The organism is Pantoea sp. BJ2 (assembly GCF_040255075.1).
Taxonomy (GTDB): domain Bacteria; phylum Pseudomonadota; class Gammaproteobacteria; order Enterobacterales; family Enterobacteriaceae; genus Pantoea; species Pantoea leporis.
This window is the reverse complement of record NZ_CP158293.1, coordinates 289,357-311,115: the sequence shown is the minus strand read 5'-3', so window position 1 is coordinate 311,115 and position 21,759 is coordinate 289,357. Positions and strand designations below refer to the sequence as shown.

22 protein-coding genes are annotated in these 21,759 nt (G+C 57.5%); 10 read left to right on the top strand and 12 right to left on the bottom strand.

Annotated features, from left to right (window positions below; translation table 11 throughout):
• The first annotated feature begins 12 nt into the window (after window positions 1-12).
• The 10 genes from AAF463_RS20920 to AAF463_RS20875 all read left to right on the top strand — a co-directional run bounded on the left by AAF463_RS20920 (window position 13) and on the right by AAF463_RS20875 (window position 11,154).
• Window positions 13-1,635, top strand: coding sequence for a TIGR04028 family ABC transporter substrate-binding protein (locus tag AAF463_RS20920; protein ID WP_271460342.1), 1,623 nt, complete (start codon window positions 13-15; stop codon window positions 1,633-1,635).
• A gap of 12 nt (window positions 1,636-1,647) precedes the next feature.
• Window positions 1,648-2,592: an ABC transporter permease gene (locus AAF463_RS20915; RefSeq protein ID WP_206098201.1), complete on the top strand. Its 945-nt coding sequence runs from the start codon at window positions 1,648-1,650 to the stop codon at window positions 2,590-2,592.
• Window positions 2,589-3,446, top strand: coding sequence for an ABC transporter permease (locus AAF463_RS20910; protein WP_101761392.1), 858 nt, complete (start codon window positions 2,589-2,591; stop codon window positions 3,444-3,446). Before AAF463_RS20915 ends, AAF463_RS20910 begins: the two co-directional genes overlap by 4 nt.
• Complete coding sequence (locus AAF463_RS20905) at window positions 3,443-5,053, top strand: ABC transporter ATP-binding protein (protein WP_350262393.1); 1,611 nt, start codon at window positions 3,443-3,445, stop codon at window positions 5,051-5,053. The genes AAF463_RS20910 and AAF463_RS20905 overlap by 4 nt, the downstream gene beginning before the upstream one ends.
• Entirely contained in the window at window positions 5,050-6,051 is a 1,002-nt protein-coding gene (locus AAF463_RS20900; RefSeq protein ID WP_350262392.1) for a putative FMN-dependent luciferase-like monooxygenase, read from the top strand. Before AAF463_RS20905 ends, AAF463_RS20900 begins: the two co-directional genes overlap by 4 nt.
• Window positions 6,052-6,063: 12 nt before the next feature.
• Complete coding sequence (locus AAF463_RS20895) at window positions 6,064-7,161, top strand: alkylhydroperoxidase domain protein (protein WP_350262391.1); 1,098 nt, start codon at window positions 6,064-6,066, stop codon at window positions 7,159-7,161.
• 2 nt (window positions 7,162-7,163) lie between these two features.
• The gene (locus tag AAF463_RS20890) at window positions 7,164-8,315 is read left to right on the top strand and encodes an amidohydrolase (RefSeq protein WP_350262390.1); all 1,152 of its coding nucleotides are present in this window, start codon (window positions 7,164-7,166) and stop codon (window positions 8,313-8,315) included.
• Between the two features lie 23 nt (window positions 8,316-8,338).
• Window positions 8,339-9,187 carry a VOC family protein gene (locus tag AAF463_RS20885; protein WP_350262389.1) on the top strand — a complete coding sequence of 283 codons (849 nt, stop codon included), beginning with the start codon at window positions 8,339-8,341 and terminating at the stop codon, window positions 9,185-9,187.
• An 83-nt stretch (window positions 9,188-9,270) separates the two neighbouring features.
• A complete protein-coding gene (locus tag AAF463_RS20880; protein ID WP_350262388.1) occupies window positions 9,271-9,810 on the top strand; it encodes a GNAT family protein in 540 nt (179 codons plus the stop codon).
• Between the two features lie 270 nt (window positions 9,811-10,080).
• The gene (locus tag AAF463_RS20875; RefSeq protein ID WP_350262447.1) at window positions 10,081-11,154 is read left to right on the top strand and encodes a membrane-associated sensor domain-containing protein; all 1,074 of its coding nucleotides are present in this window, start codon (window positions 10,081-10,083) and stop codon (window positions 11,152-11,154) included.
• On the opposite strand, the gene AAF463_RS20870 is transcribed toward AAF463_RS20875, so the two are convergent.
• Genes AAF463_RS20870 through AAF463_RS20815 form a run of 12 tightly spaced genes read right to left on the bottom strand, consistent with a single transcriptional unit; the run spans window position 11,151 to window position 21,752 of the window.
• Window positions 11,151-12,767, bottom strand: coding sequence for a mechanosensitive ion channel domain-containing protein (locus tag AAF463_RS20870; RefSeq protein WP_350262387.1), 1,617 nt, complete (start codon window positions 12,765-12,767; stop codon window positions 11,151-11,153). The two genes, AAF463_RS20875 and AAF463_RS20870, sit on opposite strands and share 4 nt — an antisense overlap.
• Window positions 12,764-13,036 carry a hypothetical protein gene (locus AAF463_RS20865; protein WP_350262386.1) on the bottom strand — a complete coding sequence of 91 codons (273 nt, stop codon included), beginning with the start codon at window positions 13,034-13,036 and terminating at the stop codon, window positions 12,764-12,766. Before AAF463_RS20865 ends, AAF463_RS20870 begins: the two co-directional genes overlap by 4 nt.
• Window positions 13,037-13,050: 14 nt before the next feature.
• Window positions 13,051-13,239: a hypothetical protein gene (locus AAF463_RS20860; protein WP_350262385.1), complete on the bottom strand. Its 189-nt coding sequence runs from the start codon at window positions 13,237-13,239 to the stop codon at window positions 13,051-13,053.
• A 28-nt stretch (window positions 13,240-13,267) separates the two neighbouring features.
• Window positions 13,268-13,552 carry a YicS family protein gene (locus AAF463_RS20855; protein WP_350262384.1) on the bottom strand — a complete coding sequence of 95 codons (285 nt, stop codon included), beginning with the start codon at window positions 13,550-13,552 and terminating at the stop codon, window positions 13,268-13,270.
• 49 nt (window positions 13,553-13,601) lie between these two features.
• Window positions 13,602-14,615, bottom strand: coding sequence for an HAD family hydrolase (locus AAF463_RS20850; RefSeq protein WP_350262383.1), 1,014 nt, complete (start codon window positions 14,613-14,615; stop codon window positions 13,602-13,604).
• A complete protein-coding gene (locus AAF463_RS20845; protein WP_350262382.1) occupies window positions 14,615-15,631 on the bottom strand; it encodes an oxygen tolerance domain protein in 1,017 nt (338 codons plus the stop codon). Before AAF463_RS20845 ends, AAF463_RS20850 begins: the two co-directional genes overlap by 1 nt.
• On the bottom strand, window positions 15,628-17,154 hold the full coding sequence (locus AAF463_RS20840; protein WP_350262381.1) for a VWA domain-containing protein: 1,527 nt from the start codon (window positions 17,152-17,154) through the stop codon (window positions 15,628-15,630). The genes AAF463_RS20845 and AAF463_RS20840 overlap by 4 nt, the downstream gene beginning before the upstream one ends.
• Window positions 17,151-18,128: a VWA domain-containing protein gene (locus tag AAF463_RS20835; protein WP_350262380.1), complete on the bottom strand. Its 978-nt coding sequence runs from the start codon at window positions 18,126-18,128 to the stop codon at window positions 17,151-17,153. Before AAF463_RS20835 ends, AAF463_RS20840 begins: the two co-directional genes overlap by 4 nt.
• Window positions 18,121-18,558, bottom strand: coding sequence for a DUF4381 family protein (locus tag AAF463_RS20830; protein ID WP_350262379.1), 438 nt, complete (start codon window positions 18,556-18,558; stop codon window positions 18,121-18,123). The genes AAF463_RS20835 and AAF463_RS20830 overlap by 8 nt, the downstream gene beginning before the upstream one ends.
• A complete protein-coding gene (locus AAF463_RS20825) occupies window positions 18,539-19,465 on the bottom strand; it encodes a DUF58 domain-containing protein (protein ID WP_350262446.1) in 927 nt (308 codons plus the stop codon). The genes AAF463_RS20830 and AAF463_RS20825 overlap by 20 nt, the downstream gene beginning before the upstream one ends.
• On the bottom strand, window positions 19,465-20,460 hold the full coding sequence (locus AAF463_RS20820) for a MoxR family ATPase (RefSeq protein ID WP_350262378.1): 996 nt from the start codon (window positions 20,458-20,460) through the stop codon (window positions 19,465-19,467). Before AAF463_RS20820 ends, AAF463_RS20825 begins: the two co-directional genes overlap by 1 nt.
• Window positions 20,460-21,752 carry an anaerobic sulfatase maturase gene (locus AAF463_RS20815; RefSeq protein WP_350262377.1) on the bottom strand — a complete coding sequence of 431 codons (1,293 nt, stop codon included), beginning with the start codon at window positions 21,750-21,752 and terminating at the stop codon, window positions 20,460-20,462. Before AAF463_RS20815 ends, AAF463_RS20820 begins: the two co-directional genes overlap by 1 nt.
• Window positions 21,753-21,759 lie beyond the last annotated feature (7 nt).

The window sequence follows — 21,759 nt, the reverse complement described above, 5'->3', positions numbered from 1 at the left end:
AAGGGAAACACCATGACTAAGCATTTTCACTTGCAGGCGTTGAGTTTGGCCCTGCTATCAGGGATTTTTAGCGCCCACGCGGCAGACACGCCCGTTAAAGGCGGCACGCTGGTTTACCTCGAACAACAGGCACATACCAACCTTTATCCACCTGCCGGTGGCTTTTATCCCAATGGCGGTATTCTGAATCAAATTACCGATAAGCTGACGTGGCAGAATCCTGAAACCTTAAAAGTGGAACCGTGGATTGCCGAAAGCTGGAGCAGTAACGCCGATAAAACCGAATATACCTTTAAAATTCGTCCCGGCGTCACCTTCTCTGATGGCACGCCCTTAGATGCCAATGCGGTAGCCAAAAACTTTGATACTTACGGTCTGGGAAATAAAGCCCAGCGCCTGCCGGTTTCCGAAGTGATCAATAATTACGACCGCAGTGAAGTTATTGATCCTCAGACGGTGAAATTCTATTTCAAAAAGCCATCTCCCGGTTTTTTACAGGGCACCGCTACCATCGGTTCAGGCCTGGTTTCCCTCAGTACGCTGCAGCGTAGCTTCGACCAACTCGGCGATGCGCGTCATATTATTGGTTCCGGTCCATTTGTGGTCAGCGATGAGAAACTCGGCCGCGAGGTCGATTTAACCGCGCGCAAAGATTATCAATGGGGCCCGAAAAACCTCGCCCAGCAAGGTCCCGCCAATCTCGACGGCATTAAATTCATCGTCACGCCGGAAGACAGCGTGCGTATTGGCGCGCTGCTGGCCGGCCAGGCCGACTTTATTCGTCAGGTGCAAGCCTACGACGAGAAGCAGGCGCAGCAGCAAAACTTCCCGATTTACGCTGCACCCACGCGTGGCGTTAACGACAGCATCAGCTTCCGCCCGGATAACCCGCTGGTCAGCGATGTGAAAGTGCGTCAGGCGCTGCTGCACGCCACCAACGCGCAGCAAGTGGTGCAAACCCTGTTCTCACCGAACTATCCGCAGGCCACCTCGGTGATCGCCACCTCGGCGGCCGGTTACGTCAATCTGGCCGACAAGCTGAAATTCGATCCGGCGTTATCGAAAAAGCTGCTGGATGAAGCGGGCTGGAAACCGGGCAGCGACGGCATCCGCGAAAAGGATGGCAAGAAACTGGCGCTGACCATTTATGAATCGCTGCCGCAGCCGCAGAACAAAGAGGTGCTACAACTGGTGGCACAGCAGTGGCGTCAGGTTGGCGTCGCGCTGGCGGTGAAAGCCGGTGATGCCGGCAGCCGCGTGCTGGATAACCTCGATCCGCTGAAAACCCCGCTGGTGGTGTCCGAAGTGGGCCGCGCCGATCCTGACGTGGTGAAGAGCCAGTTCTATCCGACTAACCGTGATGCGCTGCTGCAAAAAGGCGGCTCCAGCGACAAGGTGCAGAACTTCCGCGACGACAAACTGAACACGCTGTTGCTGGGGATCTCCTCGGAAGTCGATCCGGCAAAACGCCTGGCGGTGACCGGCGAGGCGCAGCGCTATCTGCTCGATCAGGCCTATGTGATTCCGATTTTTGAAGAACCGCAGGTGTTTGCCGGTGCGCCGTGGCTGAAAGGCGTGAATTTTGAAGCCGTCGGTCGTCCGTCGTTCTACGGCGCGTGGCTGGAAAAACACTAAGGCAGGTTAATGATGCAACGTTCACTGCTGCGAAGAGTGGGTCAAAGCGTTTTGGTGCTGTGGGCCGCGTTTACCCTGTCGTTCTTTCTGCTGCAGGTGCTGCCCGGCGATGCGGTGCTGATCAAGTTTCAGAACCCGGATCTGGGCCTTAGCCCGGATCAAATCGCCGAAATGCGACTGGCTTACGGCGCGGATAATCCGCTCTGGCAGCAGTACGTGCACACGCTGCTGGCGATGGTGCGCGGCGATTTTGGTTACTCGGTGCAGGCGGGCGTGCCGGTCAGCGAACAGCTGATCAGCAACCTGCCCGCCACGCTGCAACTGGCGCTGCTCGGTTTTGCGCTGGCAACCCTTATTGCGTTCGCGCTGGCGGCGTTATCGCGCTTGCCGGCGCTGCGCTTCCTGCGTTCGGTGCTGCAATCAATTCCGGCGCTGTTTATCTCGCTGCCAACCTTCTGGCTCGGCATCGCGCTGATTCAGCTGTTCTCCTTCCAGCTGCGCTGGATCCCGGTGATCAATCCGTCGGCGCTACAGGGTTTGATTCTGCCGGTGATTACCGTGGCGATCCCGATCTCCGCGCCGCTGGCGCAGATTCTATTACGCAGCATCGATCAGGTTTCTACCCAGCCGTTCGTGGCGGTCGCGCGCGCTAAAGGCGCCAGCGAAAGCCATGTGCTGTGGCATCACGTGATGCGCAATGCGCTGCTGCCGGTGCTGAACGTTGCCGGTTTGCTGCTCGGGGAACTGATCGCCGGTGCGCTGATTACCGAAACCGTGTTTGGCCTGAGCGGCGTCGGTCAACTGACGCAGCAGGCGGTGAATAATCAGGACGTCGCGGTGTTACAGGCGGTGGTGATGATCTCGGCGCTGGCGTTTGTGCTGATTAACCTGCTGGTCGATGCGCTGATGCCGCTGTTCGATCCGCGTCTGCAATCCATTGCCGGAGGCAACCGATGAGTCTGGTCGATTACTCAACTGCGCGTCAAAGCAACGGCAACGCACGTGCGTCCCGCGTGCTCAACATCCAGCCAGGTTTGTGGCTGGCGTGGGGCGTGATGCTGTTGGCGCTGCTGGCGGCATTTGCGCCTGGTCTGTTTACCCATTTCAGCCCAACGGAAGGCGTGCCTGGCGCACAACGTCTGCCGCCGCAGGCCGCTTACTGGCTCGGCACCGATCAGCTGGGCCGCGATCTCTACGCGCGCATTATTTATGGTGCGTCACAGTCGCTGTCGGCGGCGGTCGCAGCGGTGGCGATGGGGCTGATTGGCGGCACCACGCTCGGCGTGCTGGCGGGCGCGATGGGCGGTCGCACTGAGAACTGGCTGATGCGCTTAGTGGATGTGCTGCTGTCGATTCCTTCGCTGCTGCTGTCGCTCAGCATTCTGATTCTGCTGGGTTTTGGCACCGTGCACGCCGCGCTGGCGGTGGGCATCGCCTCGATTGCCAGCTTTGCCCGCCTGGCGCGTGGCGAAGTGGTCCGCGTACGCCGCAGCGAGTTCGTCGAAGCGGCTTACGGCAGCGGCGGCAGTTTCTGGCGTGTGTTGTGGCGTCATATTTTACCCAACTCGCTGACGGCGGTGATCGCCTTCGCCGCCTTGCAGTTTGGCCAGGCGATTCTGGCGTTATCCACGCTCAGCTTCCTCGGCTACGGCACGCCGCCGCCGACGCCCGAATGGGGATTATTGATCGCCGAAGGACGTAACTATCTGGCGACTGCGTGGTGGCTCACCACCTTCCCCGGCATTGTGGTGGTCGCCGTGGTGCTGGCCGCCAACCGCATCAGTCGTCAACTGGCCGGAGGTGACGCATGAGCGCGTTATTAGCCATTGAAAATTTAACCCTCAGCTATCGCCAGCGCGGCGAGTGGCGCGCGGTGGTTCACAACGTCAGCTTTGAGTTGCAGCCGGGTGAAATGGTGGCGCTGGTCGGTGAATCCGGATCCGGCAAAACCACCACCGCGCAGGCCATTATTGGTTTGATGGCAGAAAACGGCCGCCGGGACAGCGGCAAAATTGTGCTGAACGGCACCGATATCGCCGGTTGGTCTTCTAAACGTCTTGATAGCCTGCGCGGCGTCAGCATCAGCTTAGTGCCGCAGGATCCGGGCAACTCGCTCAATCCGGTGAAAACCATTGGCGATCAGGTCGGTGAAATGTTGCAGCTGCACCTGAAAATCAGCAAAACCGAACGTCAGCAGCGCGTACTGGAGCTGCTGCAAAAAGTGGGGCTGAGCCATCCGGAACAGCGTCTGACGCAGTATCCGCATCAGCTTTCCGGCGGCATGAAACAGCGCGTGCTGATTGCTATCGCCCTCGCCCTGCGTCCGCAGGTTATCATTGCCGATGAACCCACCAGCGCGCTGGATGTCACGGTGCAAAAACGCATTCTCGATCTGCTGGATGTGCTGCGCCGCGAATCCGGTACGGCGGTGCTGTTTGTCACGCACGATTTGGCGCTGGCGGCAGAACGCGCCGATCGCCTGCTGGTATTTCGTCATGGCGAAGTTCAGGAACAAGGCCCGGCGGCGCAGGTGATCAACGCGCCTAAGCATGCTTACACGCGGCAGCTGTTGCAGGACGCCGATCCGGGCGACAGCGCGCTGTCCGTGCCGACACATGCCAACTTCTCGTCGCCAGCGATTCAGCTCTCCGGCATCAATAAACAGTTTTCCCTCGGTCGCCAGCAGCAGCTGCAGGTGGCGAAAGAGGTGTGCGTCACGGTGGCGCGCGGCACCACGCACGCGCTGGTCGGCGAATCCGGCTCGGGGAAAACCACGCTGGCGCGCATTCTTTTAGGCTTTGAGCAGGCCGATAGCGGCCGCGTGGTGATCGATGGCATCGATGCCACCGCGCTGCGCGGCGAAGCGCAACGTCAGCTGCGCCGCAAGATTCAGTTTGTGTATCAAAACCCGTTTGCCTCGCTTGATCCGCGCCAGACGCTGTTCGCCATCATTGAAGAGCCACTGCGTAACTTTGAGAAACTCAGCAGCGACGAGCGCCGTGAACGCGTCGCAGCCGTGGCGCAGCGCGTGGCGTTACCGCTGGAGCTGCTGACGCGTAAACCGCGCGAGTTGTCTGGCGGCCAGCGTCAGCGCGTAGCCATCGCCCGCGCCCTGATTCTGCAACCGGCGATTCTGGTGCTGGATGAAGCGACCTCAGCGCTGGATGTCACGGTGCAGGCGCAGATTCTGCAACTGCTGCAACAGCTGCAACGCGAGCTCGGCCTTACTTATCTGTTTATTACCCACGACCTCGCCACCGTGCGCCGCATTGCGCACAGCGTCACCGTGCTGCGCGCCGGTGAAGTGGTGGAGCAAGGTGACACTGTCACGCTATTTAGCGCGCCGCAGCATCCGTATACCCGATCGCTGATTGACGCGATACCCGCTTTCCGTCCGCTGATTAAGGAGTCTGCATGACGCGCAAACGCATTGGTTTTTTCACTCGCCTGCTGGATGACACTTCCGCACAGCAGCGCTATCGCCTGGCAACTGAACAGATTCAGCACGCCGAGCGCACCGGTTTTGACAGCGCGTGGATTGCTCAGCACCACTTTCACGAGAAAGAAGGCGGCTTGCCGTCACCGCTTGTGTTTCTGGCCCACGTTGCGGCGCACACCCGCACTATTCGGCTTGGCACCGGCATCATCACGCTGGCGATGGAGAACGCGCTGCGCGTCGCCGAAGATGCCGCGGTGCTGGATTTGCTGAGCAACGGTCGCCTCGAAGTCGGTTTAGGATCGGGTGGCACCGCGACCTCGTTTCTGCCGTTCGGCATCACCATCGACCAGCGCGCCAGCGTGTTTGCCGATCATCTGCATCAACTGCTGAGCGCCTGGCGCGGCGATACGTTGGGCCATCCGGAGAATCATCTTTATCCCGCAGCGCCGACGCTGGCGCAGCGCGTGTGGATCGCCACCTTCTCGGTGGAAGGTGCGGCGCGCGCAGGCCTTGCCGGACACGGTTTGATGCTGTCGCGCACTCAGCCGCGTCCGGCGGGCCAGCCTGATTTGCCGCTCCACCAGATACAAAACCCGATGATTGATGCCTATCTGGCGGCTTTACCAGCAGGGATTGCGCCGCGTATTCTGGCATCGCGCACTGCTTTTGTGGCCGATTCCAACGACTACGCGCGCCGTCTCGCCGAGCCGGGCTTGCAGCGCCAGGCGCAGCATTTCCGTGAATCGGGACACGTGATTGGCAACACGCTGGACGAACAGGCGCGTCAGCTGGATGCGCACTTCGGCGATGCCGACACGGTGCGGCAATCGCTGCTGGCCGATACGTCGCTGCAACGCGTCACCGATATCAGCTTCCAGGTGCACTCCATCGATCCGCCACACGCCGACATTCTGCGTTCTATCGAATTGATTGCCGAGCATATTGCGCCCGCGCTGCGTGCGCTGAGCCACGCTTAACAGGAGAATTTCATGTCTCAACCGTTTGATTTACTGGCCGCGCTGGCGGATATCGATCCCGCGTCTGAACTGGCGCAAGCCCGCGCCGAGCGTCACGCCGCCACCCAGCACACGCAAGGCAGCTATGACGTGCTGTTTTCACAGGATGATGAGGATTTGCTGTTAGCAGAACGTTTCGCCCTCGCCGCGCAGGTCGCGGCCTGGCATGGCGCGTCGAGTCTCGAAGCGCATTACCGCCAGCCGGATCAGCCCAACAACGCACGCTTCGCTGCGGGTCTGGCGTTTGCGGAACTGCTGAGCTTGCATCCGGTCGATGCTGCGCCGCAGCACATCGAGACGCTGCAAACTGCCGGATGGTCGCCACGCGGCATCGTCACGCTGGCGCAGCTGATTGCCTTTGTCAGCTTCCAGAGCCGCTTGCTTGCGGGTTTGCGTTTGCTCAACGGTGAAGAGACGGCGTCGCAGCCGCATGCGGTGGCCGGTAAATGGCACGATGCGCCGCTCACCGTGAGCGGGAAAACCGCCCTCACCGCATTTACCCAGCAGGAACTCGGCTGGGAACCGTGGCTGGCAGCAAAACCGCTGCATGAATTTAGCGCTGAAGAGCAGGCAACGCTGGCGAAATTCGGCCACAGCGACTCTGATTACTTCCGCCTGCTGGGCCGCAATCAGCCGTTGCTCGAGCAGCGCACGCTAACCGATAAAGGCATCTTCTACACCGCAGGCGGACTTTCACGCGCCGAGCGTGAACTCGCCGCCACGGTGGTGAGCAAGGTCAACGGCTGCATCTACTGCGCCTCGGTGCATGCGCGCAAAGCCAGCCAGCTGTCGAAAGATGAACCGGCGGTGCAGAAGCTGCTGAATGTCGCGCCGGGCGCTGAGCTGTCGCACGGACAATCGGCGCGCTGGGCGGCGCAGATCGATTTGGTTGCTACCTTATCGATTACGCCTGCCGCCACCAGCCTGAAACAGCTGCAGGCGCTGCGCGCTCAGGGATTCAGCACGCTGGAGCTGCTGGACCTGATTCAATCCGCCGCCTTCTTTGCCTGGGCGAATCGCCTGATGCTGACGCTCGGCGAACCTTTCTTACCTGAACACACACAAGGATGACCATGACGGATCTTTCCCATCAACAGCTGGTGCGCTGGCGACGCGAGCTGCATCAGCATCCCGAACTGTCGGATCAGGAATTTGCCACCACCGAGCGCCTTACCCGCTGGTTGCAGGAACTCAACGTCAAGCTGCTGCCGCTGGATTTGAAAACCGGTGTCGTGGCAGAAATCGGTCACGGTGAACCGCTGATTGCGCTGCGTGCCGACATCGACGCCCTGCCCATCGACGAGCAAACCGATCAAGCATGGCGCTCCCAGCAGCCGGGCGTGATGCACGCCTGCGGCCACGATCTGCATAGTAGCGTGATGCTGGGCGTCGCACAGCAGTTGCAACGCATCGAATCCCAGCTGCCTGGCCGCGTGCGCATTCTGTTCCAGCCTGCCGAAGAGATTTTTACCGGCGCGAAACAGCTGCTGGCGGCGGGCGCGCTGAAAGAGGTTCAGGCGATTTTCGGCCTGCATAACGCGCCGGATCTGCCAACCGGCACGCTGCGGACGCGCGGCGGTGCCTATTATGCCAACGTTGATCGTTTCCAGATCACTATCAACGGCAAAGGTGCGCACGCCGCGCGTCCGCATGAAGGCATTGATAGCATCGTGATTGGCAGCCACATCGTCACCGCGCTGCAAACGCTGCCGAGCCGCGTGTTCAGTTCGCTGGAGTCGGTGGTGGTCAGCGTGACGCGCTTTACCGCAGGCAACAGCTGGAACGTGCTGCCACAAACGGTGGAACTGGAAGGCACGGTGCGAACTCACAATGCGGCGATTCGCGCGCAGATCCCGCAGAAAATGAGAGCGCTGATAAACGGGATCGCCGCCGGATTTGGCGCACAGGCGGAGATGGTGTGGCAGGAAGGTCCGCCTTCGCTGGTTAACACCCCACAATGGGCAGATTTCGCGCTGGATCTGGCCGCAGAGCAAGGCTATCAAACACAGGTCGGCACGCCGCAGATGGGTGGCGAAGACTTTGCCTTCTACCTGCAGCAGCTGCCGGGCGCGTTCGTCAGCATCGGCAGCGCCAGTGAATTTGGCTTGCATCACGCCGGATTCGATCCGGATGAAGCGATGCTGGAACCTGCGGTGCATTACTTCACCGAGCTGGCCCAGCGCGCGCTGCTGACGCTGCGCCAACAACAGGCGCTGGCATCGTGACCATGAGAGCAAGGAGAAAAGCGATGGCGATTTCTGTACCTGTTCCACGTCTCGACCATGTGGTGATCAACGTTGCCAGCCAGTTGGATGACGCCAGCGCGCTGTTTCGTCGCCTGGGATTTCAGCTGACCGAGCGCGGCCATCATTCGCTCGGCTCCAGTAATCATCTGGCGATTTTTGGTGATAACTATCTGGAGCTGTTGGGGTTTGAGCCTGGGCGCGGCAATCTGCGCCAGGATTTGTGGCAGTCGCCAATTGGCCTCAGCGGTTTAGTGTGGAAAACCGAGGATGCCGACGCGGTGTGGCGTTATCTGGAGAGTCAGGACATCGACGGCGATCTGCCGGCGAGCTTTTTCCGTCCCGTTACTTTGCCGGACGGCACCGAGCAGGAAGCACGCTTCCGCACCGTGCGGTTACGCCCTTCGCTGGTTTCAAATGGCCGCAGCTTCTTTTGCCAGCACGACACACCGGATTCGGTGTGGCAGGACGCGTGGCGCGTCCACCCGAATGGCGTGAACGATATCGTCGAGTTCGTGGTGGTGGCGCAGGATCCCGCCGCCGCTGCGCAGCCCTACAGCCGTTTATTCGGTGCCGATAAACTCACCGCCTGTCAGGAAGGCGCGTTTGTGCTCAAAGCGGGCGTGGCAACGGTACGCTTTGCCGCCGCGGAATACGTTACGCAGCGCTTCGCCGGATTGCCGATTGATTACGACGGCAGCGCGCGCATGGCCGGATTGAGTTTGCGCACCTCGGATCTGCGCAAAGTGAAAGCCAGCCTGCTGCTCGGTGATGTGCCGTTCCGCGAAGAAGAGTCGGCGATTATTGTTGGTGCCGAGCAGGCGTTTGGTGTGGCGTTGCGGTTCCAGTTGTGATTTCCCGCGCGCATTTGTAGGGTCGCCATTTATGGCGACCTGGTTTAACGTGATCCACTTTCATCCATAAACGAAGGTGAAATGTGATTGCTAAACTGCATCTCGAAACCGCCAGACTTACCTGCTCGCAGATCGCGGAAGACGACTGGGACTTCTTCCGTCAGCTCCAACTCTCGCCTCACGTCATGTATCACGTCGCCGATGCAAAATCTGAAGAAAAAATTCTCGCCGATTTCACAGCAAGATTGCCGCTCTGGTCGCCACGCAGCGCGCATTGGCTGTGTCTGGTGGTGCGGGAAAAACAATCAGGTAATCGCATCGGCGTCAGCGGTTATATTCATCGCGAAAATGACTGCGCAGAAGTCGGCTTTCTGTTCGCGCCAGAAGCGCAAGGCAAAGGCTATGCGCACGAGTCGCTCCGGGCGATTTGTGACTATGCGTTCAGCGACGGCGGCATCCGACGCCTGAGCGCCACCGTCACCGCAGGCAATACGCCCTCACGGCGACTGCTGGAAAAAGTCGGTTTTGTATTAGAGGGTGAACTGCGGGAAAGTTACTGGCTGAGAAATGCGTGGCATAACGATTGGCTGTTTGGGTTGCTGCGCGGGGAATATGGGTTGTAAGACCGCTGTTATTTACGTAGTTCGAAATTGGGTTTGGTTTGCGACTTAGTCATATACAAACGGGATAAGCATAAGTAAGGCAGCTCTATGCCGGAAGCGGCTATTATTGAAGCTGGTATATTTCCGGGATCATTGGCTGGTTTAGTTCGTTCAATTTAATAGACACTGAAGAGTAGTTACTCATCGATGAGGTCATCGGGGATGGATAAGCGTTCTGGCGGTCAACGACGCGCTTTTGATACGGCGATAGAATGGCAGGACCGTAATGATATGGTCAGACAAGCATTACACGTCAGTATTCCCTGGTTCACGTTTGTGAACGTCAGCTTTGCTTTGATAATTTTTTTTCGCAATGTTCTCATTAGCGGTTTTGACCGTTCAATCAGCAATCAGTCAGAAATACTTCATCTCATTAATGGCATTGCGGTCGGCATCATTGCTTTATCTTGCTTACTGGCCTTGTTGATCTACCGTCTTCCAGCCAGATTTACATCCGTCAGCCTGGGTTTGCTCCTGATTCTTAGTTTGATGTGGAGCTACAGTAGTTATCATTTTATTGTCTTGTGGCACCTGCCGTTTGCCTGGCCTCTCAGTGTAATTCTTATGCTCACCGCCCTGGCCGCGCTCTATTATCACCCAACGGCTCTTTTGCTATTCCTCACACCGTTATGGTTAACCGCTCTGCTGGCAAGCATGCAACTTAATCAGGGCATTAGCGTGCGATTCTTGCTGGTCTGGCTCATCCTCACCACCATTCTCATATATGGCCGCTATATCCTGCAGCGCTGGTTTGATGAAGCCTGGCGGCGTTATCAGGAGAACAGGATGCTCATCGCGCGACTTGATGTCATGGCGCATCAGGATGCACTCACCGGAACAGCAAACCGGCGGTCTTTGGAAAACTATCTGAAGGACGCTATCCACCAGACTTTGCCGTTTGCACTGATCATGCTCGATGTGGACTATTTCAAACGCTACAACGACAATTACGGCCATCAGGCCGGGGATGATTGTCTGGCAAAAGTCGCCGAGGTTTTGAAATTGTCGGTTCGCACGCCCGCCGATCTGGTAGCACGCTACGGAGGGGAGGAGTTTGTGGTGGTGCTGCCAGCGGCCTCACTCGACGAAGCCGCCTTGGTTGCAGAACGTATCCAGGCAAGCCTGCATGAAACAGCGCTGGCGCATCTCGCATCCGAGGTCAGCAAAACGGTAACCGTGAGCATGGGCATCGCGGTTTCCGGCAGCAGTGATAGCGCCGCCAGCATTATTGCCCGCGCTGATGAAGCACTCTACCGGGCAAAACAGCAGGGACGAAATCGGTGGGTAAAGCAAAACCCGGCTTAACCTTTATCGCTGGCATCCTGGTTCGCAGGAGGCGTAAACCAGTTTGACTTTGTCACAATCACTGGCTGATCCGGCTGACTGATGAAGTTTGGCGACATGATCTGCACGCCGAATTCATTGAACACATCCTGTATATGACCGTGAAGAATACTTCTTACCCCGGCCAGTGATTCTCCCGCCTGAAGCCGGACCTGGAGTTCATACGCCACATACCAGTCCTGCAGCGCCAGCTGGCGGACCAGTGGGGGAATGCTGCGGTTAACTCCTTGTGTGCGACTGGCGGCAAGTTCCAGCATCGCTTCGACCTGACGCCAGGGCGTGTCATAACCAATGGTGACGCTGGTCGTCATGTTGACGCCGTGGCCTTTCAACGTGGCGCTCAGGTTTACTATTCTGCCGCTGACGACCACCGCGTTGGGAACCGTCACCTCGTAATTTTCGCGGGTCACAATTTTCGTTGCCAGCATGCCCACCTCGCTGACGACGCCTTCATGCTCGGCAATCCTGATCACTTCGCCTTTTCGCAGCGCGCGGGAGTAGGTCAGCACCAGGCCGCTCATGGCATGGTTCATCACGCCTGCCGAGCCCAGCGTCAGCATCAGTCCGAAGAAAACGCTAATTCCTTTGAAGGCGAGCGAATTAGCGCCGGGTAAAAACGGATACGCCGCCGATAAAGCGAATAACCAGATGACAACGCTGATGAGTTTCCGGGTGACGCCAACGGTATCCGGATGCAGGCCCGGCAGTTGTAACTGCTTGGTCTCAACGCGTCTTAGCACCAGCCGGAGCAAGCGCGTCACCAGCGCCGTGATCAGGAAGATGACGACAACAATCAGCATACCCGGCAGCGCGGAAAGGATTGCCAGCCCGAGACGTTGCAGCAACCCTACCGCATAACCTCCCAGCTCCATGCCCCAAATCCGCGTCCAGGGAAAGAGCCTCAACACCCAGCTGACCCAGATGTAAAGTGCCACGAGGAAGGCCACGGTAAGCATAATGGCATACAGCCGTACCTCAATGGGACCGAGAAAGGCGCGCAGTGCGCCCGGAATGAGGCTTTTCCGCTGAGCGCGCCTTGTGGCATATATCCGTTTCAGCCAGGCATAAGAGCGCAGGGCAAACAGGATAAACGCGATCAGCAACAGCGCACCCACAAGGCTTTTACCTGCCGAGAGCAGGAGATATTGCGATGAGTACTGTTCAGATAATGATTGCCTCAGCGTGTCCAGACGGAGCCTGACGAGCTCTGCGGCCTGCGACAGCGTCAGATCATCCCCTTCATCCAGATCGCCCTGCGCCAATAACATAAAGGGTTTGCCGTTAATAGAGAAAAGCACGGCTGACTGTTGGTAGCGCGTTAATGTGTGCATCGCTACCGGTTGAGCAAGGTCATGTTCATCAAACGTACGCAATATCGTCACAATACGCTGGACGCGCTCCTCTGGCGTGGTCAGGCCAAACTTTGCCTGCAGCATCACCACGGGCTGATTAAGCAGATACAACGTACGCGCTTTTTCCTGTGCCGAAGGTGCCTGACGCGGCTCCGCGCCCAGTGCGTTTTGGAAAGTGAAGAGCAGCAGGAAACCGCACAGACACATCACCGCTTTAATCATTTTTGCCTCCAAAGCCGTACATTGTCTGACGGTAAATCCATCCGTAAGGCAGCCATCAATGCGTATTGTTGAAATTGCCAGGTATACGAAATCAGAAAGCGTTTGTCGGGATCGTCCAGATAGGTGTTGTTGTCCATAATGAAGATCAGAAGGTTTACTGAACTGTGTTTATCAAATTTGTAACCTGCTCCGATCCCGCCAAAATAGCCCCGATAATGTTCATCCTCCTCATTTTTTGACCCATAAGAGCCTGCCGCAAAGCCGATCATCGTAAGTTCAGGGCTCAACGGGCGGAGGGTAAAGGCGCCCAGATAACCGCTGCAGCCGGAAGTAGTAATGATGCTGAACCCATATTCGGAGGATCATCATCAAGTTTGTCGCGATTATCATTAACTCCAGCACTAAAAGCCGACTGACTTAAAATCAGCAGCCAGAGAGACCCGCTCCATACAATCCCATTATTTCGTGTCATTGCTACTCTCCGGCCAGCCAGTAAATAGTCAGCCCGGGCATTTGACCTGGCTCAGGAAGGTCTGATACCGCTGTTGGTTGTTTTCGGTCAGCGCTTTTACGGCTGACAGCACGGCAGAGTTATCATGAGTGCTATCCAGAAAGTGAGTGCGTAATTGTTCATCGGATACCGTCGTCGGTATCTGACACTTGTGACGTAGGTCATCGGTAATTTTCTGCTGCCTTAGTGCAAAGGCCAGATTTTCATAAGCGGAATTCGCCAGCGCAGGCGTTTGTAACAACAACATCATTACGATCGCTATCAGGTATTTCATACTTCACTCCCGGCCCGTTTGGCCCTATTTAGAAACCCGGTTAAGCCCGTCATTGGCGGCTTTGAACACTGGTGCACTGCGCAGGATCAAACACCGTTTTCCACTCTTTCTTCATATCGACGATGACCCAACCCTTTTGCGATGCCAGTTTGAGCCCGCGAATAAGTTTGCCACTGGCGGGCGGATGCGCGTCGTAGGCATATTCACGCGCAGCATCGGTGTGATGAACCAGTAAACCAAAGGATTTGTACGTCGGATTAGCGGAGGTGTATTGCAGCATCGGCACATCGCCGTCGCTGTTACCGAAGGCACCGACCGGACGCCGCCCCATGAACAGATGGATGGCGACCGGTTTCATCGCTTCGTCATCGTAAAACGCGCCGTTCATGGTTTTACGCAATTGCGTACCGTTGTCAGTCAGAGAGAACTCACTCAGCGAAAAGGAGCCGACCACCTGTTCGGGCGGGATGCCGTACATTTTTTCGGCCAGTACGCGCATAAAATCGATGCCGCCGCCGGACACAATCCAGGTTTTGAAGCCGTTAGCGCGCAGATAATCGAGCAGCTGGCGCATCGGCTGATAGCCCAGCTGATCATAGCGACAGCCGAAACGTGTATGCCGGTGGCTATCGACCCAGTTACTGACGCGCTGGCTAAATTCCTCCGTCGTCATGCCGCTGTGCGTCAGAGCCATCAACTGCATCAGCCCCTTTTTGCCAGCCTGCACCACAGTTTTCATATCGTCGTTAATCACTGCCTGCACCAATGCATCGCTTTTCCATTCCGGATGCTGTGGGGCGAGGCGTTTAATTTCATCAATAACGAATTGCAGCTGAAACGTCAGCGGCGCTTCCGGCCACAATGTGCCGTCATTATCAAACACCACATAACGCTGGCTGACAGGAATGAAGTCTTTGCTGTTCGATGTGGTGGTTTCTTGCACCCACGTCTCAATCGCCTGTTTGGCGTGCCCCTCATTCCAGCTACTGAGCGGATCGTCTGCCGCAAAAGCCGAACCAAGATGAGCAGTAATCAGCAATGCCAGCAGGGGTTTTAATTTCATCATCTTTTCCTTTTGGTCGGAATGAGGTCAGGCAGCGGGACGATCCGCCAGTATTCGCGCGTGCGACGGACCAGCCGTTGCAGGCTATGGCTAAGGGTGCGTCGGAAAAAGAAGCCCAGAAAAAGCAGCGTCAGCACCATCGCCGCTCCCGCCAACAACGGCTTCCAGTGCGTCGGGGCGCGAGCTTTCAGCGTCTGTTCACTGCCAGCTGTACGCGCTGCCGCAATGGTGTAATGCGCACCGGGTAATTCGGCCAGTTGCCACTGATGCTGGCGCGTATCCCACCAACGTAAAAGCAAAGGCGGGATCACCAGTTCGCCAGACTGAGAAGGCAGATAACGCAGCCGTTCTTCACGCTGAGCGCCGACAATCTCATCCCGCCCTTGTGTCAGGTTGCTATTGACCGGCGGCAAACGTTGCGCACCGGAACCGGGAATGGCATACAGCAGCTGCGGGATTTGCACCGCTATCACATCGGTGGCGCGCAATGTCACCACACGCTCAATCACGTCACCAACATGTAACTGCTTATCTTCAGTTGCGCGGTAAAGTTGCCATTGCTGTGAGAGTTCAAGGGTGCTGGCGGGTAAAAAACGGTCCGGCTGGCGCACATCGGCAGGCCAGTTGACCGATTTTTGCAGGGTCGGCAGCGACACCGTTTTTGGCGGCCGATTCGCCGAACGCATCACCACATCTGCGGCAGGAAAGCGAAGCGTGCCCTGGTCCCACGCCATCACCTGACGCTCCATGCGGATGCCGCTCCAGCTGATACCGTCGCTATTGCGCGTAACCAGTTGGTTGGGCAGCGGCGTGTTAAGCAGGTTACCGTTTTCAATCACCATTTCCGGCCATTGCGGCGGCGGATTAAACCAGCTGTCCGTCCAGAAGGTCACAGCAATCGTGATCGGCTGTCCCGGCACCAGTTGTTCCGGGGCAATCAACTCACGCGTCATGGTCATTTCGGCGCGCACCGGCAGGCTAAGCAGCAACAGCAGGCAAAGCAGAAATCGCTTCATGGTTCCTCCGCCGGCGCTGAGCGGTAGAGAACTTCCAGTAAACCGCCGGGCGAAAGGGTCAGATTGCTGTACCACTGTTCAGCCGAAGGCGCGGCGGCGGCGATGGGCTTCATATCCAGCTGGTTCACGCCCTGATCGGGTTTGAGATCGTGCTTGATGGCGTCAGGGTCTTCATCTTTTTGTTCATGCTGATCGGCCTGCCGGTCGCGTTCTTTCTGCCGCAACTGCATGATGATATGGGCAATCTTCGCCCGGTTCTCCTGAGCCATTGCCCATTCAGGCCGCAAACTCAGTGCCTGGTCGTAGCTGTTCAGCGCCTGCTGCCAGGATTTTTGCTGAGCGTAACAGTTGCCAATCCACAACAAACTTTCAGCCGTGGCGGGAACCTGACGAAAAGCCCCCAGCGCCTGGACGTAATCCTGCGCGTAATAGAAGGCGATGCCGCGTCGCAACGGATCCTGAAAACGCTGGGCGGCGGCATCATAGTTACCGTGATTGAAGGCGAATTGTCCCTGCACATCGGGGCGGACCCAGGCGTCCAGCAGTGCTGCTGAACTGCCGGGAGACCAGATAAATAACGGCAGCATCACAACAGCCAGACAGAGCAGCTGTTGCCGCCACAGCAGTAACAGAAGCAGCATAGGAATGATCAGCAGATAGCCGCTATTCTTCCACTGCAGATCCTGTCTGCTGTTCTGCTGCGCCGTCACGCTCTGCTGAATGTTACCGTTGACCGCGCGCAGATCATCATCTTCGGCAGAGACCAGCGTCACTGGAATGCCGCCATCGCGAATTTGCTCGAAGCGCGCGACGTTAAGTCGCGTATCAATGCCCTGCGATGCCTGCGCTTCCGGCAATCTGCCGCCGTTGGCCGTGCCCGCCACCCAGATCTGCAGCGGCAGATTTTGCTGCCGCAGCCAATCTGCGTCCTGTTGTGCGACACTATCAGCAACCAGTATCAGCGCACGTGGAGCGTCAGGCGTTGAAGGCAGATTTTTAAGCGCAAGGGCGACCGCCTGCCGCAGTCCTGACCCCTCGCCCTGCGGTACCAGCGTGGGCTGCTGTGCCGTCAGGAAGAGGTTATAAAAATCCGCATCATTGGTCAGTGGTGTGGTGAGCCAGGCGTTTGCGCTGTAAACCACTAAACCAAAGTGGCTGCCGGGCAGCTGCGCCATCAGCGCGGCAATTTTCTGCTGCATACGCTGATGACGGTCAGGCGGCACATCCTGCGCCAGCATGCTGAGATCCTGCTGCATGATCACCATCACATTGTTTTCTGGCGTGAAGGCGGCAGGCAAGTCGCGTTGCCAGCTCGGACCGGCTAACGCCAAAACCCCCAAGGCAAACAGCCACGGCAGCACCTGTCGCGCCCGCACACGCTGGCCTTTGATCAACGCATCCGCAAACGGCTTGTCCATCACACGATGCCAGGCACTTCCTGAGCGCTGGGCCAAAAGATAGAGCAGCGGACAAAGCAGCAAACCCAGTAATCGCCAGGGATAAATGAAGTGGAAATCGCTCATGCGCTTCGCCTCATCATGGTGCTGCTGATGGCAAACAGCAGTAGCACAAGTAGCGCGAGGGCTAACGGCCAGATAAACAGCGGGCGATGCCAGGATAAACCCAGCGTTTTCACCTGTTCCGGCGTCTGCGCATCAATTTGCTGCCAGACCTGCGCCAGCGCATCGCGGTTGGTGGCGGCGCGCCACGCGTTACCGCCGGTGATATGAGCAATGTTTTCCAGCAGCGCCGTATCGACTTTATCCTCACCGCTGCTGTTAACATCGCCAAAGGCGATGGTGTGCACCATAACGTGATGCGCGGCGGCGAGCTGTGCGGCGAGCGTGGGTTGCAGTTGAGAGGCGGTGTCGTTGCCATCTGTCAGCAGAATCGCCATTTTAGACGCGTCGGCTTCGAGACTGTGATCCAGCAGTTTCACCGCTACACCCAGCGCATCGCCTATTGCCGTTTGCTGACCAATCATGCCCGGTGCAAGCTGGCTGATGCGCGACTGCAGCGCCTGCTTATCTTCGCTGATCGGCGCGAAAGGCCACGCCTGACTGGCAAAAATAACCAGACCAATACGATCATTTTTGCGCTGGCTGATAAAAGTGCGCACCGTTTGCTGAACCGCTTGCAAACGCGTCTGACCGTTCTCACCGTCGTTTTTTTCCATTGAGCCGGAAACATCGAGAATCAGCACAATATTGCGCATCGGTTTTATCAGCGTTTTTGGCGGCATCAGATATTCCGGCCGGGCAAGTGCAGTAATCATTAATATCCATACCGCCCAGAACAGCAGCCGATGATGCCAGCTGGCTTGCGGTGCGGGCGCTGAGAGTTGCAGGGCTTCAGCCAGTTCAGGTAAAAAAGGGACCCGAACCTGTTCACTCACCGGCTGCTTTGCAGGAAACAGATAGTGAGTCAGCAACGGTAAAAACAGCAGCACGCCCGCCCACGGCCAGGCAAAATCAATGCGCGAAATAAACTCAGACATGAGGCAGCGTCTCCAGCCACTGGCGTAACTGCAGGGCAATACGCTGATTGATACTGCTTTCCAGCTGATTGTCCGGCTGACAATAGCGACGACACATCAGCGTGCGCAATTCTTCATCCAGCGGTGTTTGCGCCAGAAGCTGTTCTGGAGTTTGCCACTGGCTGACCTGGGCGCGCGGGTGTTGCACCAGCAGCACCCGCTTAATCAGTGCAATCCAGCCGTCTACCTGCTGTTGCTCAAGCTGTTTTCTCGCTTCGCGGCGCCAGTGATTGCGACGAAAACGAGCGAGCCCTATCAGAAGGGCAATCAACATCGCCAGCAACAGCATCACGCCGAGCACCATCCAGCCTGCCGGTAACGGAAACCATGAGGCGGCGCCAGGCAAAGCGGGATGAGCCAGTTCCGGCGTGCTAAATCCTTTTGCCAGCATGCACGTCCTCCTGTTGTAGCTGCGGTAGAACCGCCTCACCGGTAACCACGGTTTTTACCGTAATGCCCAGGCGCTGTAACCGGCGCTGCTGCTGCGACAGACGCTCGGTGACGCTTTGCTGAACCCGATCGCTGAGCGTTGAGGTGAGATTGAGTGTGGTGCTGACGTCCTGGTAATAAGCCGACAGTTGGCCGCGCGGCGGCAGGCGGCGATGTAGATCATCAAGCGTGACGTAGGCGGTAATTTCGCAACGGCGGCGCAGGTGAGCCAGCACCGTATCACAGCGCGCATTAAGGTCGTGAAAATCACTGATAATCCCCAACCAGCTGCCGGAAGGCAGCAGGCGGACGATACGTTGCAGCGCATCTGACAGTGAGACGGTTTGGCGAGGATGTTGCGCATAATGCGCCGGAAGCTGAGCATTGATGCGCTGAACGTCAGTGAGAATCGGCATCAGGTTGCGTTTCGGCGCGCGACAGGGATGCAGGGCCAGTTCATCATCGCCCAATATCGCGCAGCCTAATCGATCACCATCATGCCAGCTTCGCCATGCCAGCAATCCGACAATATTTCCGGCGGCCACTGATTTCATCTGCAGCCGGGTACCGAAGTACATCTCCAGACGCTGATCCACAAGAAGGAATACCGGGCGTTCGCGCTCCTCATTGTAGAGACGGATCCACGGTGTACGCAGGCGGGCGGTGGCTTTCCAGTCAATCAGCCTGACGTCATCGCCCGGCTGATAGCGGCGTAAGCTATCAAAATTCAGCCCACGTCCCTGCTGGCGGGATACGCGTTCACCGGTTAACGCGCCGGGTGGGATTTGGCCCGGCGGATTATCGAGTCGCTGAGCGTCACTTGCCAGCGCCATCAAATCGGCCATTTCCAGAGTCAGCGGCTGCGGCATCATGCCACCACTGCATTAAGAAGCATGGCGATTGCCTGATCGGCGGTGCAGTTGTCGGCGTTGGCCTGATAGCTCAGCAGCAGGCGATGGCGCAGCACGGCCGGTGCGATGCGTTGAATATCCTCCGGCAATAACGCATCACGACCATCCAGCCACGCGCAGGCGCGACCACAGCGATCAAGGGCCAGCGTGCCGCGCGGGCTGATGCCCAGGCTGATATAACTCGCAAAGGCGTCGCTGACCTGATCGGGATGACGCGTCATCTCCACCAGATTAACGATGTACTGTTCTACCGTTGGCGCCACATATACCGTGGCAATTTCACGCCAGCAATCGGCGATGTTCTGTTGGCTGATCAGCAAGTCAGTTTCTGGTGGCGGCGTTTGATGCTGCGCTGCCTGATATTTTGCCTGCTGCTCAGCGCGCACCAGCTGCATCACCAGCTGCTCATTCTCTTTCGATGGGTAATCAACAATCACCTTCATCAGAAAACGGTCGAGCTGGGCTTCGGGTAACGGCCAGGTGCCTTCCTGATCGACCGGGTTTTGTGTCGCCAGCACCATGAATATCCCCGGCAGCGGCCAGGTTTTACCCGCAACGGTCACATGACGCTCTTCCATCGCCTCCAGCAGCGCCGACTGCACGCGCGCTGAGGCGCGGTTGATTTCATCGGCGAGGATAATGTTGCCGAATACCGGGCCGGGACGAAAACGAAACTGATCCTCTTCACGCGTGGCATTTTGCTGATAAATTTCGCTGCCGGTGATGTCGGAAGGCAGCAGGTCGGGTGTGAACTGAATGCGACGGAATTCGCCTTCGATGTGACGCGCCAGTTCCCGCACCGCACGGGTTTTCGCCAGACCCGGTAAGCCTTCCAGCAGCACATGTCCGTCACACAACAAGGCGACGATCAGCATCCGCACCAGCTCCTGCTGTCCAATCACCTGCTGATTCATACTGGCTTCCAGCGCCAGCAGCTTTTCACGATTATTCATTAGGCAGGTTCCACCGTCTGACGTTCCAGCAGCGTAGCGATGCCAACCAGCATCGGTTGCGCATAATTAAAGAACGCTTTAATGCCGGGGCAGAGATAATTCATGCCCAGCTCGCCTTCTTCACTCCTGACGATGCGGTTTTTCGGGCATTCGCCATAACAGAGTTTCAGGTAAGGACAGCGTTTGCAGGCAGCGGGCAGCGTATCGCGCTTACCTAAACCAAAGGCTTTTTGCCGCTCGGAAAAGGCCATGTGCGCCAGTTTGGTGCTCTGCACATTGCCTAACTTATATTCGGGATAGACGTAGTGATCGCAGGAGAAGATGTCACCGTTTTTCTCAATTGCCAGGCCTTTGCCGCAGAACTCTGAGGTGATGCATATCTGCGCCGGCATCCCCATGGTCTGCGCCACCGCCGTTTCAAACAGGTTGACCTGCACGCGGCCTAAATCGTTGTTCACCCACTCTTCAAACACCGCAATAAGGAAGCGTCCCCAGTCATCCGGATCGACAGACCAGTCGGTGACGATGGAGTCGAGGTCGCCAGGGCGCGCGCGGCGTGAACCGGTAACCGGAATGGTGTCGTCGTGCCAGAACTGCGGTGCCGTTTGCTTGAAATCAACCGGCTCAACGCAGGGATTGAACTGGATATAGGTGACACCCAGTTCGCGCGTCAGAAAACGATAAACCTCAAGCGGGAAGCGCGCGTTGGTGCGGTTGACGGTAACCAGAGCGTTAAAGGGAACATGATGGCGCTTCAACGCAGCAACGCCCGCCATCACTTTTTCAAACGTGGGTTTACCGCTGCGCGTCACGCGGTAGCGATCGTGCAGTTCAGCCGGGCCATCAATCGAAATGCCGACCAGAAAATTGTGCTGACGCAGAAAGCGCGCCCAGTGGTCATTAATCAGAATACCGTTGGTCTGCAGATCGTTTTCAATGCGCTGACCCGGTTTCTGATATTTCTTTTGCAGAACCACGATTTTTTCGAAGTATTCCAGCCCCATCAGCGTCGGTTCGCCGCCTTGCCAGGAGAAAACCACCTGCTCGCCATCCTGGCTGTCGATGTATTGGCGGATAAAGGTTTCCAGCACCTCATCGCTCATGCCGCTGTGGCGATCCTGCTCCAGCAGCTGTTCTTTGTGCAGGTAAAAGCAGTAGTTGCAGTCGATATTGCAGCGTGACCCAGTGGGTTTTGCCATCACGTGAAAGCGTCGGGTGTAAGCCGGTCCCTTACCGCTGAACTTTTCCGCCGTAGGCAGCGGTTTAACCGGCAACGTTGTGCTGTATTTCATGAACGCC

Excerpts from the sequence above, each read along its gene's own strand:
- AAF463_RS20920 (WP_271460342.1), top strand. The coding sequence starts at position 13 with ATGACTAAGCATTTTCACTTGCAGGCGTTGAGTTTGGCCCTGCTATCA.
- AAF463_RS20915 (WP_206098201.1), top strand. The coding sequence starts at position 1,648 with ATGCAACGTTCACTGCTGCGAAGAGTGGGTCAAAGCGTTTTGGTGCTG.
- AAF463_RS20910 (WP_101761392.1), top strand. The coding sequence starts at position 2,589 with ATGAGTCTGGTCGATTACTCAACTGCGCGTCAAAGCAACGGCAACGCA.
- AAF463_RS20905 (WP_350262393.1), top strand. The coding sequence starts at position 3,443 with ATGAGCGCGTTATTAGCCATTGAAAATTTAACCCTCAGCTATCGCCAG.
- AAF463_RS20900 (WP_350262392.1), top strand. The coding sequence starts at position 5,050 with ATGACGCGCAAACGCATTGGTTTTTTCACTCGCCTGCTGGATGACACT.
- AAF463_RS20895 (WP_350262391.1), top strand. The coding sequence starts at position 6,064 with ATGTCTCAACCGTTTGATTTACTGGCCGCGCTGGCGGATATCGATCCC.
- AAF463_RS20890 (WP_350262390.1), top strand. The coding sequence starts at position 7,164 with ATGACGGATCTTTCCCATCAACAGCTGGTGCGCTGGCGACGCGAGCTG.
- AAF463_RS20885 (WP_350262389.1), top strand. The coding sequence starts at position 8,339 with ATGGCGATTTCTGTACCTGTTCCACGTCTCGACCATGTGGTGATCAAC.
- AAF463_RS20875 (WP_350262447.1), top strand. The coding sequence starts at position 10,081 with ATGGTCAGACAAGCATTACACGTCAGTATTCCCTGGTTCACGTTTGTG.
- AAF463_RS20870 (WP_350262387.1), bottom strand. The coding sequence starts at position 12,767 with ATGATTAAAGCGGTGATGTGTCTGTGCGGTTTCCTGCTGCTCTTCACT.
- AAF463_RS20865 (WP_350262386.1), bottom strand. The coding sequence starts at position 13,036 with ATGATCGGCTTTGCGGCAGGCTCTTATGGGTCAAAAAATGAGGAGGAT.
- AAF463_RS20860 (WP_350262385.1), bottom strand. The coding sequence starts at position 13,239 with ATGACACGAAATAATGGGATTGTATGGAGCGGGTCTCTCTGGCTGCTG.
- AAF463_RS20855 (WP_350262384.1), bottom strand. The coding sequence starts at position 13,552 with ATGAAATACCTGATAGCGATCGTAATGATGTTGTTGTTACAAACGCCT.
- AAF463_RS20850 (WP_350262383.1), bottom strand. The coding sequence starts at position 14,615 with ATGAAATTAAAACCCCTGCTGGCATTGCTGATTACTGCTCATCTTGGT.
- AAF463_RS20845 (WP_350262382.1), bottom strand. The coding sequence starts at position 15,631 with ATGAAGCGATTTCTGCTTTGCCTGCTGTTGCTGCTTAGCCTGCCGGTG.
- AAF463_RS20840 (WP_350262381.1), bottom strand. The coding sequence starts at position 17,154 with ATGAGCGATTTCCACTTCATTTATCCCTGGCGATTACTGGGTTTGCTG.
- AAF463_RS20835 (WP_350262380.1), bottom strand. The coding sequence starts at position 18,128 with ATGTCTGAGTTTATTTCGCGCATTGATTTTGCCTGGCCGTGGGCGGGC.
- AAF463_RS20830 (WP_350262379.1), bottom strand. The coding sequence starts at position 18,558 with ATGCTGGCAAAAGGATTTAGCACGCCGGAACTGGCTCATCCCGCTTTG.
- AAF463_RS20825 (WP_350262446.1), bottom strand. The coding sequence starts at position 19,465 with ATGCCGCAGCCGCTGACTCTGGAAATGGCCGATTTGATGGCGCTGGCA.
- AAF463_RS20820 (WP_350262378.1), bottom strand. The coding sequence starts at position 20,460 with ATGAATAATCGTGAAAAGCTGCTGGCGCTGGAAGCCAGTATGAATCAG.
- AAF463_RS20815 (WP_350262377.1), bottom strand. The coding sequence starts at position 21,752 with ATGAAATACAGCACAACGTTGCCGGTTAAACCGCTGCCTACGGCGGAA.